Source organism: Photobacterium obscurum (assembly GCF_026191635.1).
Lineage (GTDB): Bacteria > Pseudomonadota > Gammaproteobacteria > Enterobacterales > Vibrionaceae > Photobacterium > Photobacterium obscurum.
In genome coordinates, this window is record NZ_JAKRRW010000002.1 from 68,550 (window position 1) to 82,754 (window position 14,205).

The 14,205-nt window shown below is 44.2% G+C and carries 11 protein-coding genes; 9 read left to right on the forward strand and 2 right to left on the reverse strand.

The features are described 5' to 3' along the window. Nucleotides 1-117 precede the first annotated feature (117 nt). The gene (locus MD588_RS02610) at nt 118-903 is read left to right on the forward strand and encodes a metalloregulator ArsR/SmtB family transcription factor (protein ID WP_265695618.1); all 786 of its coding nucleotides are present in this window, start codon (nt 118-120) and stop codon (nt 901-903) included. 38 nt (nt 904-941) lie between these two features. Then, nucleotides 942-1,436: a phosphatase domain-containing putative toxin gene (locus MD588_RS02615; RefSeq protein WP_265695240.1), complete on the forward strand. Its 495-nt coding sequence runs from the start codon at nt 942-944 to the stop codon at nt 1,434-1,436. A 225-nt stretch (nt 1,437-1,661) separates the two neighbouring features. Here MD588_RS02615 and MD588_RS02620 read toward each other — a convergent pair whose 3' ends face one another. Further along, nucleotides 1,662-3,299: a tetratricopeptide repeat protein gene (locus MD588_RS02620; RefSeq protein ID WP_265695241.1), complete on the reverse strand. Its 1,638-nt coding sequence runs from the start codon at nt 3,297-3,299 to the stop codon at nt 1,662-1,664. Between the two features lie 289 nt (nt 3,300-3,588). Between MD588_RS02620 and MD588_RS02625 the strand changes: the two genes are divergently transcribed. The 7 genes from MD588_RS02625 to MD588_RS02655 all read left to right on the forward strand — a co-directional run bounded on the left by MD588_RS02625 (nt 3,589) and on the right by MD588_RS02655 (nt 13,253). Next, nucleotides 3,589-4,590: an ArsJ-associated glyceraldehyde-3-phosphate dehydrogenase gene (locus MD588_RS02625; protein ID WP_265695242.1), complete on the forward strand. Its 1,002-nt coding sequence runs from the start codon at nt 3,589-3,591 to the stop codon at nt 4,588-4,590. Nucleotides 4,591-4,670: 80 nt separating this feature from the next. Continuing rightward, nucleotides 4,671-5,903 carry an organoarsenical effux MFS transporter ArsJ gene (arsJ, locus tag MD588_RS02630; RefSeq protein ID WP_265695619.1) on the forward strand — a complete coding sequence of 411 codons (1,233 nt, stop codon included), beginning with the start codon at nt 4,671-4,673 and terminating at the stop codon, nt 5,901-5,903. A 299-nt stretch (nt 5,904-6,202) separates the two neighbouring features. After that, nucleotides 6,203-9,094, forward strand: a complete 2,892-nt coding sequence (locus MD588_RS02635; protein WP_265695244.1) for a bifunctional diguanylate cyclase/phosphodiesterase — start codon at nt 6,203-6,205, stop codon at nt 9,092-9,094. 141 nt (nt 9,095-9,235) lie between these two features. Next, the gene (locus MD588_RS02640; protein ID WP_265695245.1) at nt 9,236-9,925 is read left to right on the forward strand and encodes an HAD family hydrolase; all 690 of its coding nucleotides are present in this window, start codon (nt 9,236-9,238) and stop codon (nt 9,923-9,925) included. A gap of 79 nt (nt 9,926-10,004) precedes the next feature. Next, on the forward strand, nt 10,005-10,271 hold the full coding sequence (locus MD588_RS02645; protein WP_265695246.1) for a hypothetical protein: 267 nt from the start codon (nt 10,005-10,007) through the stop codon (nt 10,269-10,271). Nucleotides 10,272-10,904: 633 nt separating this feature from the next. Continuing rightward, nucleotides 10,905-12,020 carry an alanine dehydrogenase gene (gene ald, locus MD588_RS02650; protein WP_265695247.1) on the forward strand — a complete coding sequence of 372 codons (1,116 nt, stop codon included), beginning with the start codon at nt 10,905-10,907 and terminating at the stop codon, nt 12,018-12,020. Between the two features lie 252 nt (nt 12,021-12,272). After that, nucleotides 12,273-13,253 (forward strand): class I SAM-dependent methyltransferase, encoded by a 981-nt coding sequence (locus MD588_RS02655; RefSeq protein WP_265695248.1) that lies wholly within the window; start codon nt 12,273-12,275, stop codon nt 13,251-13,253. Between the two features lie 253 nt (nt 13,254-13,506). Here the strand turns inward: MD588_RS02655 and MD588_RS02660 are convergent, their stop codons facing one another. After that, nucleotides 13,507-14,154, reverse strand: coding sequence for a murein L,D-transpeptidase catalytic domain family protein (locus MD588_RS02660; RefSeq protein WP_265695250.1), 648 nt, complete (start codon nt 14,152-14,154; stop codon nt 13,507-13,509). Between the last annotated feature and the right edge of the window lie 51 nt (nt 14,155-14,205).

Below are 14,205 nucleotides of genomic sequence, written 5' to 3' on the forward strand. Positions count from 1 at the left end.
TCGAGGCGTTGTTATATTTCCCTCCCCTCCATGGAGTATGTCTAGTCTTTTTATATATGGATGTTGTTATATATATAAAGTCAGATATACTGTCAGCAATTTGAGCTTTTCGAGATAATCATGAAGAAGCGAATACTCTTTCTCTGTACGGGTAACTCCGCCCGATCACAACTAGCCGAAGCATTAATGCGCCATATGGCAGGTGAGCATTATCAGGTAGTGAGTGCTGGTATGAAGCCTGAAGGTGTCGATCCTCGTGTTTATCAGGTTTTGGAACAGCATGGTGTTTGTGCCGATAACCTACACAGTATTTCTGCTGCTGAGCTTCACGAACAACACTTTGATGTGGTTATTACCTTGTGTGACAGAGCAAGTAACGAGTGTGCGTTGTTCTCTGATTCTGATGCCTTGATTCACTGGGATTTTAAAGATCCCAAGTCGATGGAAGGTATCGAAGGTTTCGAGGAAGCCTTTGAAGGTTTACAGGCTAGGATTGCGTTGTTTCTCATGCTAAACGGCGAAGAGCAAAGTGATGTTGTTGGACCGGTGGAGCTATTCAAAATCATGAGTGATCCGCTTCGGTTACGGATTTTAATGCTGATTGAAGATGAACTTGCGTTAACCGTTGGAGACTTAACGAAGGTGCTTGAAGTCAGTCAGCCTAAGGTTTCTCGTCACCTGGCTTTACTCCGTGATGGTGGGGTACTTCAAGATCAGCGGGAAGGACTGTGGATTTTCTACCGGTTGGCAGATCAATTGCCGGTATGGATCCGTCATACTCTGGCGACCGTCAGAAATGGTAATCCGGGGTTGATTAATAAAGAAAAATTAAAACTCAGCCAGATAAAAGACAGAAAGAAGCCCGGATTTAGCCTTAAAACAGATACTCGAGTTAGCGCTTAAGCTAGCTGGATCTCTTATTGAATAAACAGGAAGGCACTATGTCTAATTCACACCCATTCTGGACGTTATCTCTAGCGAATGGCGCTAAGCTTTTACTCACACCATGCCCCGGTACCAAGGAAGCAAATCTGCGTGACTCATTATCGCAGTTAAAAGAAGCTGGTGCGACAGCCGTACTGACAGCACTTGAACCGACGGATCTTCCTGATAACGGCCTGCAACAATTGGCTGAAGAATGCGAAGCATTAGGCTTGAGCTGGTTTCACTTACCTATCGAAGATGATTGTGCTCCCGGTGCACTGTTTAATGCAAATTGGCCTGAAGCGAATAAAGCTGCCCAGGCAATGCTAGACGGTGGTGCCGGCCTTGCTATTCACTGCATGGGTGGATCAGGTCGAACCGGATTGATTGCGGCCCGTATTATGCTGGATCGCGGCATTGCCCTTGATAGTGCAATTGAGCAAATTCAGGCATTGCGTCCGGGAGCATTTACCCGTCAGGCGCATATTGATTATATTCAGCAGTTTAAATAATACCAAACTGAATAATTATCGGGCCTATCAGCAACTCGCCCTTCGGGAGCGTGCCAGCCGCTCGCTATCGGTCCCAAATTGCTTTGATGTAGAAGCCACTATATCTTCATCAATTAGGGTTGCTATCAAGCGCCTGGAATCTGTTCAGTTTGGTATAACCACAAAAGCCCCACAATGGTGGGGCTTCATTATAGTTTTCTACCTGTCGTTACTTTACTTAGCAGGCTATAGGGCAGCTAGGAAGCTGTTAGCTTGCTGTAATCGCTCTCGTTCAGTATCTCCCATTACCGCCACATCAGCCAGCATCTGATAGTAGTGCCTTGCTTTGTCTTTATCACCTGCAAGTTCAGCCGCTTTTGCTGCACCATACATACTGTTAAAACGGTTTTTACTTCGGTTTAGGGATTTTTCATATTCAGCTAAGGCCTGTGGATACCTTTCCATTTCCAGCAGCATATCGGCTAGCAGTTCCCTGGCCGGTAATACCTCCCCCGGGGTTACCGGGTGCTTTTCTGTCGTTGCTTCCATATCGGCTGCATTTTGCATGGTCAGTAATGCCAGTTCGTGCCGGCCTTGGTGGAAGAGAAGCCAAGCTGAAGCTGACAAACGTTGAATTTCAACTTGCTTGGCCCAGTAAGCCGACCCCTTTTCGGCTTGGGCATGTAATCTGCTTAGGTTGTTCAGAGCTTGCTCTGCTGCTTTTTCATTGCCAGTTCGTGCCGAACCTAGTGCATTAGCAAAATGGGTAATTGCCTCCATAGCAGGGTAGTTATCCCATGGATAACTGCTAGGTACTCTTGGGGTGAGTTCGGCAGCTTCTGCCCATTGTTGCCTTTCCAGTGCATAACGAGCCGGAACTGCGGCCAGGGTATAGGCCGAGGCAACATGCGGTTGTAGTGGATCACTGATCGCCAGGGCCGTTTCAACAACATTTAGCGCCTGCTTGTCTTGTGCTCGCTGAAGGTATGAATATGCCATGTAGTCAAGCGCATGGAGATAATGAAGAGAAACCTTATCACCGGCAGGGTGTTGCTCAGCCGCATTTGCCGAGCGAATATTCATGGCTATCGACTCTTCCCATAGACCCAGTCGGGTAAAAATATGAGTCGGCATATGCAGTGCGTGCGGGATCGATGGGGCTATATCACCATATCTGCGTGCAACTTCTAATGCTCTTGGCGCCAGTTCAGGATAGTCGTAAGCATGAATAATATAGTGGTGGGCTCCAGGGTGTGTCGGTATTTTTTCCAGAACCGTAGCGGCAGTTTCTCCAGCCTTTTTCTGCTTCACATAGCTTTTATCTTCTGGAGAGGCGGTAGCCAAATGCGCCAGGGCATAAAAGGCGGTCGCTTCAGGATCCGACGGAAATGCTTCATGCACTTTTTTCCAGCCTTGTTCAAAAGCGGCGAGGTTATCAGTTTCTTTGGCTTTTCTTCCCTGGGAATAATAGCTCTCGACGGCCTCAATATAAGCAAGTTCTCGTGGATCTTTCTTGCCTTTACTTTTAGCTAATTCAAGCATTTTCAGGCCTTTGGCAAAGCTGTCTTCACTTGGTGGATCCGACCAGAGGGGGTGGATTATTGACATCGCAATTCCCCAATAAGCTATTGCACAATCTGGCTCTTTTTGAGCCACAGTTTCAAAGGCTGTACTGGCACCTCTATAGGTCATGTGATGGAGTAAGGCTAGACCTTTTTCCAGCATCGCCTGACTGTCTTTGCTGCAAGATGTTGGGAACAGAACCGCACCAAGCCTATTTTTGTGATTGCTGTGCGAGGCTGCGTGGAGATTCTGGCCGAGTAATGCAGTGCAGGCAAATATTATTGTCGCCAGTAGCCAGCCATTCCTACGATTAGTCTTCATTTTCTTTCTCCAAAACTATGGATGAGTTACTGCGTTGGTTTTGTTTAGAGTCATCCGAGGAGGCGCCCCCATCGTTATGAAAATACATAGGGCATCCGGTGAGGTTGAGTTATTGAAAAAGTATAGATAAGAAATTGAGCACGATGAGCAGGTACTTGAATCGTTCATAAAAAAGATCTGGCTATGTATTCTGGATAGGATTACCATATGCGAAATGCCATATATATGGCTAACCGTATTTAAATGTGGGCTATATTGCTTAGAGCACTTAGAGAAAAGGACAGTAAAAATGGCGATTAAAGTAGGAATTAATGGTTTTGGCCGTATTGGGCGTCTGGCTTTACGAGCGGCTTATGACTGGGCTGAAATTGAATTTGTTCAGATTAATGATGTTGCTGGTGATGCTCATACGCTGGGGCATCTGCTTGAATTTGATTCAGTTCAAGGCCGCTGGCACCATGCCGTCAAGTCAGCAGAAAATGCCATTGTGATTGGTGAGCACACCATTCGTTGTAGCCAAGAGCGTGATATCGATGCAGTCGATTGGTCGGGGTGTGATGTTGTATTGGAAGCAACCGGTGTTCACCGTAAAACCACATTGTTACAGAAGTACTTGGATCAGGGTGTAAAGCGTGTTGTTGTCTCTGCACCGGTAAAAGAGGAAGGGGTGCTAAATGTTGTTGTTGGTGTGAATGATAATTTGTTCGATGCTGAAAAGCACCGTATCGTGACGGCGGCATCTTGTACAACGAACTGTATTGCCCCGGTAGTTAAAGTGATCCACGAAAAGTTGGGTATTGAGCAATCTTCTTTCACTACGATTCATGATCTGACAAATACTCAAACGATTCTTGATGCGCCGCATAAAGATCTGCGTCGTGCGCGAGCATGTGGCATGAGCCTGATCCCGACAACAACCGGATCGGCTACAGCAATTGTTGAAATTTTCCCTGAGCTTGCCGGTAAGATCAATGGCCACGCTGTACGTGTTCCGCTGGCTAATGCATCTCTGACCGATATTATTTTTGATGTTAGCCGTGATACAACTGCAGAAGAAGTCAATGCGTTGCTTAAAGAGGCTGCAGAAGGAGAGCTAGCTGGCATCCTTGGTTTTGAAGACCGTCCGCTAGTGTCAATTGATTACAAAGGCGATCAACGTTCAACGGTGGTCGATGCTTTATCTACCATGGTTGTCAATGATCGTATGGTAAAAGTATACGCCTGGTATGACAATGAAATGGGTTATGCGACCCGTACCTCAGAGTTGATCCGTAAAGTTGGTTTGGCTTAATTCAGGACTAGGTAATGACAGCTTCGCCAATCTACTGGCAAGGTTGGCGAAGTTATGGAACCGCAATAAGAGAATTCCGCATGATAGCTGCTTTTTCACACCTCTCTAAAGATGTGCGCCAATATATGCTGGTGACCTTCAATTACTGGAACTTTACGGTTACCGATGGGGCCTTGAGAATGCTGGTGGTTCTGCATTTTCATCAGTTGGGTTACAGCCCATTACAGATAGCCTCCTTGTTTCTTTTCTATGAATTTTTTGGTGTCGTGACCAATTTGCTCGGGGGATGGCTAGGGGCAAAACTGGGGCTTAACCGCACGATGAATATTGGTTTGGCAATGCAGGTGGTGGCGCTACTCATGTTGGCTGTCCCTTCTGTTTATTTGACTGTACCGTGGGTCATGTTGGCGCAGGCACTTTCAGGGATAGCAAAAGATCTCAATAAAATGAGTGCTAAAAGTGCGATCAAGACGCTGGTACCAGGCGATCAGCAAGGAGCCCTTTATAAGTGGATCGCCATCCTGACCGGCTCAAAGAATGCCCTAAAGGGAGCTGGTTTCTTTGTTGGTGGTTTGCTTCTAGCGACGATTGGTTTTAAAGGGGCTGTCATTGCAATGGCTATGGTACTGTTCGTCGTACTGGCCATGAGTTTGATATGGCTTGAGAAGGGGATGGGGAAGGCTAAGAACAAAGTAAAGTTCAGCCATATTTTTTCAAAGAGTGGCAGTATCAATATCCTATCGGCGGCACGAATGTTCCTGTTTGGAGCGCGTGATGTTTGGTTTGTAGTTGCGCTTCCCATTTATCTGGGTCAGGTGTTCGGCTGGGATCACGCTTATGTTGGCGGCTTTTTGGCGGTTTGGGTGATTGCCTACGGTTTTGTTCAGGGTATAGCGCCGCGAATTACGGGTAAGGCAAAAGGTATTGTCCCAGACGGAAAAGCTGCACTAGGCTGGGCTGGTCTGTTGTCGGTGATTACGGCAGCGGTTGCTCTGGGTGTACAGAGTGGTTGGCAGCCTGAAATTACCATAGTTGTTGGTTTGCTGGTTTTTGGTGCAGTTTTTGCCGTGAATTCATCTTTACATTCTTATTTGATCGTAAGTTATGCCAAAGATGATGGAGTTTCGCTGGATGTCGGCTTTTATTATATGGCAAATGCAATGGGCCGTTTGATCGGTACGATTTTATCTGGTTGGTTGTATCAAGTATCCGGTTTGGCGGCTTGCCTCTGGGTCTCGTTCGTATTTCTTGCTGTTACAACAGTGATCTCTTTGTGGCTACCGGCTCATCCAAAGACTCAGGTTGCAAGTTAACCCCCCCTTTCACTTAAGCATGCATAATACCTTGTTTTGTATGCTTCGATCTGCAGATGATACAAATCATACCCATGGGTATGATTTGTTGTTGTCGGTTGGTTGAAAGTGATGCTTATCAATATTTATCGATAATTGCATAAGCAACTTGTAGAGTTTTCTTTAATAAACATACAACATGTTGTAAGGTCGCATTCGTTTTGCATATATAGTCAGATAACTATTCCGGCTTAATGATTTCAGCTTCGAGTACCGTTAAACGAGTGATGAATACAACAATAGATAAGAAAATACAAAACTTGAACGGAAACGAGCTGTTTGATGAAATCACCGACCTTCTTTACAAGCGCTTAGCACCAAAGCATTGCTTCATTGGCCACTTTGATGAGTCTGGGAAGTATGCACATACCCTGTGTTATCGTGATGCGGGGATTATCAAAGATAATTTTACTTATTCGCTGTCAGGCACGCCTTGTCAAATCGTAAAAGAAGACAGCCAGTCTTGCTGTTATCCTTCAGGCGTTACCAACCTTTTTCCCCAAGATATTGCCCTGCAGGAACTTGATGCTGAAGGTTATCTCGGGATACCAATTTTTGTCCGAGGGCAAGAACCCGTAGGGATTATTGTCTGCCTCTTTGAGCGTTTGTACGAACATTCGGAAGAGGTCGATAACTGGTGTAAAGAGCTTAGCTACCTTCTAGGCATTGAGCTTAAATATTCTGCATTATTGTCCCAGCAAGAAAAATTGCTTTGGGAACTTGAGGAAGGTCAGCGAGTTGCGAAAGTCGGTAGTTGGTTCTGGGATTTAGTTTCAGGTTCTATAACTTGGAGCCAGGAAGTGTATCGTATTTATGGGATCGAAGATAATACAGTTACCCCTTCCATTGATTTGCTGTCAGAGTTTATCCATCCCGAAGATCGAGAGTGGGTGCTGAGTACGCTAAATGGCTCGGTTGAGTCAGAATCGGTTAACTACAACCTTGTCCACCGGGCACTATTACCTGACGGTACAATCAAGTATTTGCGTAAACGTGCCGACGTAACACGTGATAGCAGTGGTAAAGCACTGCTGATGCGGGGTACGGTGCATGATGTTACAGATGTCTATCAAATTTCAGCTAAGCTAACCAAAACCTCCCATAAACTGAATACAACGTTCAACTCCGTGGAAGAAGGCATTTGGGAATATGACTTAGTCAGCGGGGAATTCTTTACTTCGCCCAAGTTCTGGAGCATCTTGGATAAGGACAAGCCCCATAATGGCGGTGATTTCTCTGAATGGATCGATTGTATTCATTCTGAAGATCGGGTTGAAGGCCTTAATTTTTTCCAGCGCTTTATTCAGCAAAAGTTTACCAGTGTTTTCCAGTTTGAGTTTCGCTTGAGTGAAAAACACTATCCGCAAGTGTCTGAGGGCAATGAACGTTGGTTGAAGCTCAAGGGCAGCGTGATTGCCAAGGACGCTAATGGTAACCCGATCAGAATTGCGGGTATCCAGCGAGATATTACCAGCAGTGTTGAAGCAAGGCGGCAATTAAGCCGTGCCCAAGTGGTATTCGACAATACCTCCGAGTGTATATTGATTACCGACAAAGCCAATAAAATTATTTCGGTAAACCGTGCCTTCGAGCAAACAACGGGCTATCGAGAAAAAGAACTGCTTGGCCTCACTCCGAATAAGTTATCTTCAGGGTTACATGACAAGGAGTATTACCAATCGCTATGGTTTAGCCTGAACAATAGTGGCCACTGGAAAGGGGAGGTTTGGAATAAGCGGAAAAATGGTGAAATCTATCCCGAAGAAATGTCGATAAATGTGATTCGAGATAGTAACGATGAAGTTGTTAACTACGTTGCTGTTTTTAGAGACATTAGCCACTGGAAAAAGGCCGAAGAGCAACTGACTTTTTTTGCTTATTATGATCCCCTCACCGGCTTGGTAAACCGCCGTAGTTTCATTCACCGCGTCGAAAATTATATCAATGCAGTTCACAAGAAAAGGCATGTTTTCTCCTTGCTGTTCATTGATATGGATGATTTTAAGTCAATTAACGATCTGTACGGTCATGATTTTGGTGACAGGGTGCTAACCCATATTGCAGAGCGATTGAGCGGTCTGTTTACCGAAAAGGATAATATCTGCCGTTACGGTGGCGATGAATTTTGCGTGCTGTTACCGGATATTGCGGCCTATGAAGCAAAAGACTGGGCTCAGAAAGCAGTCGCAGCAGTATCAAAACCATTGGAAATTGATGGAATAGAGATCAATACCACCGTCAGTATCGGCGTCTCTGCTTATCCTGAAAGCGGTCTGACACACCATGCTCTGCTGAAGAACGCTGACTACGCGATGTATAACATGAAGGGGCAGGGACGAAACGGGGTTTGTGAATATGATGGTGAGCTACAGTCTGAATACATTCAAAAACTAAAACTGCGTGACCGACTTAAAAAAGCTATCGCGGAAGAGGCGCTAAAGGTACATTACCAACCCATCGTTAATGCTCAGACCGGCCAAATCAATAAATTTGAAGCGCTGGTCCGTTGGCAAGACGAGGTCGATGGAGATATATCACCTGCGGTGTTTATCCCGATGGCGGAGAAGTACGGCCTAATCAAACAAATTGGCTCTTTTGTACTTCATCAGGCGTGCCGTGATTTGAGGATGTTACATGATGCTGGTTATACCCATGTGAGTTTCTCGGTCAACCGTTCGGTGAAAGAGTTTGTAAATCATAGTGAAGAGCCTCAAATTTGGGAGGTAGCTCGGCAGTATGGTTTACCTGATAAGTCCATTATCATTGAAATTACGGAATCGACGGCGTCAAAAGAAAGTAGTGATATTCAGAGTTTACTGAGTTATTTCAAGCAACGTGATATCCAGGTTGCGCTTGATGATTTTGGTACAGGGTATTCATCGCTTAGCGCTGTTGTTGAGTTACGACCAGACATCATCAAAATTGACCGAAACTTCATCAAAGAGATAGGACAGAGTCAAGATAGCCTGACGTTAGTTTCTTTGATCATTGACCTTAGCCACAAGCTTGGAATCAAAGTGGTTGCAGAAGGCGTTGAAACCAAAGACCAGTTGGATATCTTACGTGAGTTGAAGTGTAAGTATGTTCAGGGCTTTTACTTCAGCAAAGCCGTTCCGCTTGAACAATGTTTTGCTCTATTAAATAAATACTGATCCTTTCCCCTATTGATATCGTTTTTTTTGCGAGTCGGTTACTAACTCATTGCGAATCACATACGAACAGTTTGCGAAACCGCCTGTGACTCAATACTATAGCGGCTTTATGACAGCAGAAAGCTAAAGGTCAAGAGTTACATGCAGGCAATTTGTTTTGATTTTGATGGTACGCTGGTCGATTCCGAGGTCTTTCATGCTTCTAACTGGTCGGCATATTTGGCACAGTGCGGAACGGAATTGACTTCTAATGAATTTCTCCGTGACTATGCGGGAGTTACCTGGGATAAGGTTGCCGGCGCATTGCAGCAGCGTTTTTCACTGGATATCACCATCGAGCAAATGCTAGTACAGATGGAACTGATTACTCGCAATGCGTTGCGGCATGGGAAAATACCAGCCAAAGCTGGTGTGGATAATATGCTGCGTCAATTGCATGGTCAGGTACCGTTGGCTGTCGTCACTGGAGCTCCTCGCGAATATGTTGAGGGCATTTTGCACCTGCATGGCTGGCTTGATATGTTCGAGCATATTTTCTGTGGTGAAGATGTTAGCAATAATAAGCCTGCTCCAGATATCTACCATCTGGCATGTGAAACCTTGGGTTACAAAGCCACGCAAGTGATAGCCATTGAAGATAGTTTTACTGGTGTGAAGTCCGCGTGTTCCGCAGGCTTGAAAGTAGTGCTTGTTAATGATGAACAGCCTGACTGGCGAATAATACCGGATTATCATTTCACTACGATGTTCGAGGCTCACCCGGTGGTGATGGGCTTGGTTCAACGGCCAAAGGGTAATGATATAAAAGAGGCACTGCTTGAGGCGATATAGTGTATATCCATGTACCTGGGTATATATCCTAGTTACATGAGGATAAGATAGAGTTGTTAAAGTAATTACAGGCTTAAATATGCAAAATGATGAAATTATGACTGGTGATATGCTGGTTGAAACGGTAGAGAATCAGCTGGCGGAAGGTAACCCTATTAAAGTCAAAGAGACTTTAATGCGTTTGATGATGACCGGTACGCCAAGAGATGAAGCCATCCAAATGATTGCTTGTGCTCTGTCGATTGAAGTGTTTGATGTTGCTAAAAATGAAGGCAGTTTTGATTTGAAGCGTTACAGCGAGAATCTTAACGCCTTGCCTGATATGCCATGGGATTTCGAAGACTAATTTCCAGATGCATTCTTTTTCAGAAAAGCCGCTTGTGCGGCTTTTTTTGTTCTAATCTCCGTGCAGCAAGGATTCCGTCATACCAATTAGCGTCACTATCTGAACATTTACTTATTCCTATTAGTATTGGTCTCATGCCTTCGTCACCAGAAGTGGGTATTCGCTGTGCCAATATGCTTTCATTTGCCTCTCCAGTTTCTTCTTTAACGATACACGCAACAAATTGTTACCCCTGTGTTGCTGGCGTTGGTTTTTTGTGAGGCGGCCTTGCTCGGTGTTTTAGGCCTATTATGCTATTTGGCGTCAATAATCTGCATTTTATACTTCTGTGACTTGCGTCAACCTTCCAGAAACACCAGAAAAAGACGATTTCTAAGTAGAGATTAAAACTATGCAATGATTTGAAGTTGGATGTTTCATCTGGTTTGTTGCTAAAACATGGGTTTGTGGCCTGCTTTAACTAAAGAATCTGAATTAATCTTGTGTGACCTGGGTCAAAAACGGTTTATTGTGCTACATCAGAAGAAAATACTAGATGCATTTGTTGTAAATAGGTTAAAAAATGGTGGCACATTTCAGAAGGTTTTCTTTATTGTGTACATAACTTCTAAACAAGTCAGCAAGGATACAAAAATGATTATTGGTGTACCTAAGGAAATTAAAGTTCATGAATACCGTGTGGGTATGGTTCCAGCTTCAGTAAGCGAAGCAGTAGCACATGGCCATACTGTATATGTTGAAACAAAAGCAGGTACAGGTATCGGCTTCAGTGATCAGGATTACATTGAAGCGGGTGCTCAGATTTTGCCAACAGCTGAAGCTGTTTTTGCTGAAGCGGAAATGATCGTTAAAGTTAAAGAGCCGCAGGCTGTTGAGCGTGCGATGCTACGTGAAGGTCAAATCCTATTCACTTACCTTCACCTTGCCCCAGATCCAGAGCAGACAATGGATCTTGTGAACAGCAAAGCAGTATGTATCGCTTACGAAACCGTGACTGACGATAAAGGCCGCCTGCCACTACTTGCACCAATGTCAGAAGTTGCTGGCCGTATGTCAATTCAAGCTGGTGCATTTGCACTTGAGAAGTCTAAAGGTGGCCGCGGCATGCTACTAGCGGGGGTTCCGGGAGTAGAACCAGCTAAAGTAGTTATTATCGGTGGTGGTGTTGTAGGTGCCAATGCTGCACAAATGGCTGTTGGTCTGCGTGCAAACGTTGTTGTACTTGACCGCAACATTGATGTTCTACGCAGCCTTGATGCTCAGTTTGGCGGCGATGTACAGTGTGTGTACTCAACCAAAGATGCTATTGAAAAGCATGTGCTGGAAGCTGACCTTGTTATTGGTGGTGTACTGGTTGCTGGTGCTGCTGCTCCAAAACTGGTTACGGCTGAAATGATTAAGAAGATGAAGCCAGGTTCAGCAATTGTTGATGTTGCTATCGACCAGGGTGGCTGTGTAGAAACTTCACACGCTACAACACACAGCGAGCCAACTTATATTGTTGATGATGTTGTTCACTACTGCGTAGCCAACATGCCGGGTGCTGTTGCTCGCACATCAACTTTCGCGCTGAACAACGTAACCTTACCGTATATTCTGAAACTTGCGGACAAAGGCTATAAAGCGGCACTTCAGGAAGACAAACACCTGCTGAACGGCTTGAACGTATACCGTGGCCAAATCACTTGTGATGAAGTTGCTGTTGCACTAGACCTACCGTATGTTCCTGCGACAGACGTGATTGCTTAATTCCTATAAGCATCAGCAGTAATCATTAAATCCCTGCCTTGGCAGGGATTTTTTTATGTTTCTCATCACCTACTTGCCGAACATTTCCTTAACGTCTAATTTTTGTTCAGTTGGGTTGCCTGTATTCAGCCGCAGTTTGGGAATGCTATGTTCCACTGAGACTATTATCACGAATAATGGAACTTAGTAAAGTCTTGCCAATGTCAGATGAGTAGCCATTAGGCTGTCAAAGTTGCGAGGATTGCTGACTATATGAACGTTATCGCTTTTATTACCTTCGCCGTCGTTCAGATCCTATTTATTCCGCTGGTAATTATTGGCTTGGTGATGGTGTTTTACAAACAGGTTTATGTGAGTAAAAAGCTTGATGTGGCTTCAACAGCAGTTGAGGTGATAAATGGTCGCTGGACGATGCATGTCTTTGGCCTGAGGGAAGATGAAGCCTCTTGCCGACTTAACCGGGTACTACCGAATAATTCGCTATTTGGCTTATGGTTGATTTTGTTTCCCAGCTACTTACGCTACAGAATGAGCGGTCAAACTCATGGCTATCCAGCGATCCCTGAGAGAGAAAAAGAAGGACTCTCACATTTGGTAACGGCCCGCACTGTCTATTTCGATCAGCTGATTGAAAAGCATATAGATAGTATTGAGCAGCTAGTTGTTATGGGAGCAGGTTTCGATACGCGTTGCTATGGGAAGTTTAAGCATAAGCAAATACGTTACTTCGAGCTGGATCAAGTGAATACTCAAAAGCTAAAGATTTCGAGCCTTGATAAAGCGGGTATTGATATTAGTCATGTGAATTTTGTTGATGTCGATTTCTTTGCTGAGTGTTGGTATGCGAAGTTGCACCAGGCAGGGTTTGACCCAGGTAAAAAGACCTTGTTCTTATGGGAAGGGGTGACACTGTATCTTGATGAAAGGTCGGTCAGGCAGGCGCTGAGGGAAATTCGGCAGCACTCTGCTTTGGGCAGCGTTGTAGTCTGTGATATTTACGCTAACCGCTTCGTGGAAGGCACTTACGTTTCAGGTATGAAAAGTTCACTGAAAGTTCTGAAGGTTACTGGTGAAGGGCTTGGCTTTGGCTTGAACCTTTCTGAAAATGCAGTCCAAGTGTTATCTGATTTTATGGCTAGTGAAGGAATGCTGATGAAAGAACGATATTTGATGGGGGAGAAAACAGAGAAAGGAATATTTATGGTTGTGTTGGAGGCGATTGTTACTAACTGAAGGTGTTAGAAAAGTATTCATACTGGTTGATTGAAGGTATTGCTATTGTGATGGCCAACTAACGGATAGTTCCTGAGGATAAGTTAATGTTTCCTTTAATTATTTAATATACCTATGTTGACTTGTTTTTAGTGCGTCGGTTTTTAATTGATTTGAAAATTTAGGATGAGGGTTGATGTTTTATAAATGCTTGATTTTTGAGGTTCTAATTTAATAAGGCTGCTATTAAATATAACAGCCTTATTAATACATATTAAGCATGAGCGTAAATTACACTTCCACCTTTAATCATATCAATAATTTGACGAGATAAACCTTTTGGTAGGGCAGGGCATCCCCAGCTACGTCCAAGATACCCATGACGATTGATAAATGATTCCGTCGCATAATCTGCACCGTGGATAACGATGTATCGACGACGGGCATTGTCGTTCACACCACGGGTTAAGCCGTCTAGCTTAAGTGAATACCCATTACCGCCGTAGTATGTCGTATCAGTGAGGAAGGTACCTAGTGAAGTCTTCCTAGAGTTAACGGTATTTGAAAAGCGACTAGCAGTTCTACCACCACTATTGACGCCATGCGAAACATATGTGTTATATACGAGCTTGTTAGCTTTTAAATCAATAACAAAAAAACGCTTCTCTGTTGAAGGTTTGCTGTAATCAATAATTGTCAGTAACTGCTTTCTTCGCCCCTTAGTTTTATAATAAGCGTTATAGCCATCCTTAAATACTTGATAATCAAGAATTCCCTTTAAATTTGCTTGTTCGTATACATGTTTGACGATAACGTCAGGATTATTATTGTCATTGTATGAATTGCTATGAATATTACTTGCAGATACTTGTAACGGCAAATAGCAAAAAACCAAAATGAGCAGGTAAATCGCTTTTTTCATTGTCCTTGTTAAACACTCTATTGTTTGATTTATAACTGTGATGGCGAGACT

Coding starts and splice junctions, on each gene's coding strand:
- MD588_RS02640 (WP_265695245.1), top strand. CDS start 9,236: ATGCAGGCAATTTGTTTTGATTTTGATGGTACGCTGGTCGATTCCGAG.
- MD588_RS02625 (WP_265695242.1), top strand. CDS start 3,589: ATGGCGATTAAAGTAGGAATTAATGGTTTTGGCCGTATTGGGCGTCTG.
- MD588_RS02655 (WP_265695248.1), top strand. CDS start 12,273: ATGAACGTTATCGCTTTTATTACCTTCGCCGTCGTTCAGATCCTATTT.
- arsJ (WP_265695619.1), top strand. CDS start 4,671: ATGATAGCTGCTTTTTCACACCTCTCTAAAGATGTGCGCCAATATATG.
- ald (WP_265695247.1), top strand. CDS start 10,905: ATGATTATTGGTGTACCTAAGGAAATTAAAGTTCATGAATACCGTGTG.
- MD588_RS02620 (WP_265695241.1), bottom strand. CDS start 3,299: ATGAAGACTAATCGTAGGAATGGCTGGCTACTGGCGACAATAATATTT.
- MD588_RS02645 (WP_265695246.1), top strand. CDS start 10,005: ATGCAAAATGATGAAATTATGACTGGTGATATGCTGGTTGAAACGGTA.
- MD588_RS02660 (WP_265695250.1), bottom strand. CDS start 14,154: ATGAAAAAAGCGATTTACCTGCTCATTTTGGTTTTTTGCTATTTGCCG.
- MD588_RS02615 (WP_265695240.1), top strand. CDS start 942: ATGTCTAATTCACACCCATTCTGGACGTTATCTCTAGCGAATGGCGCT.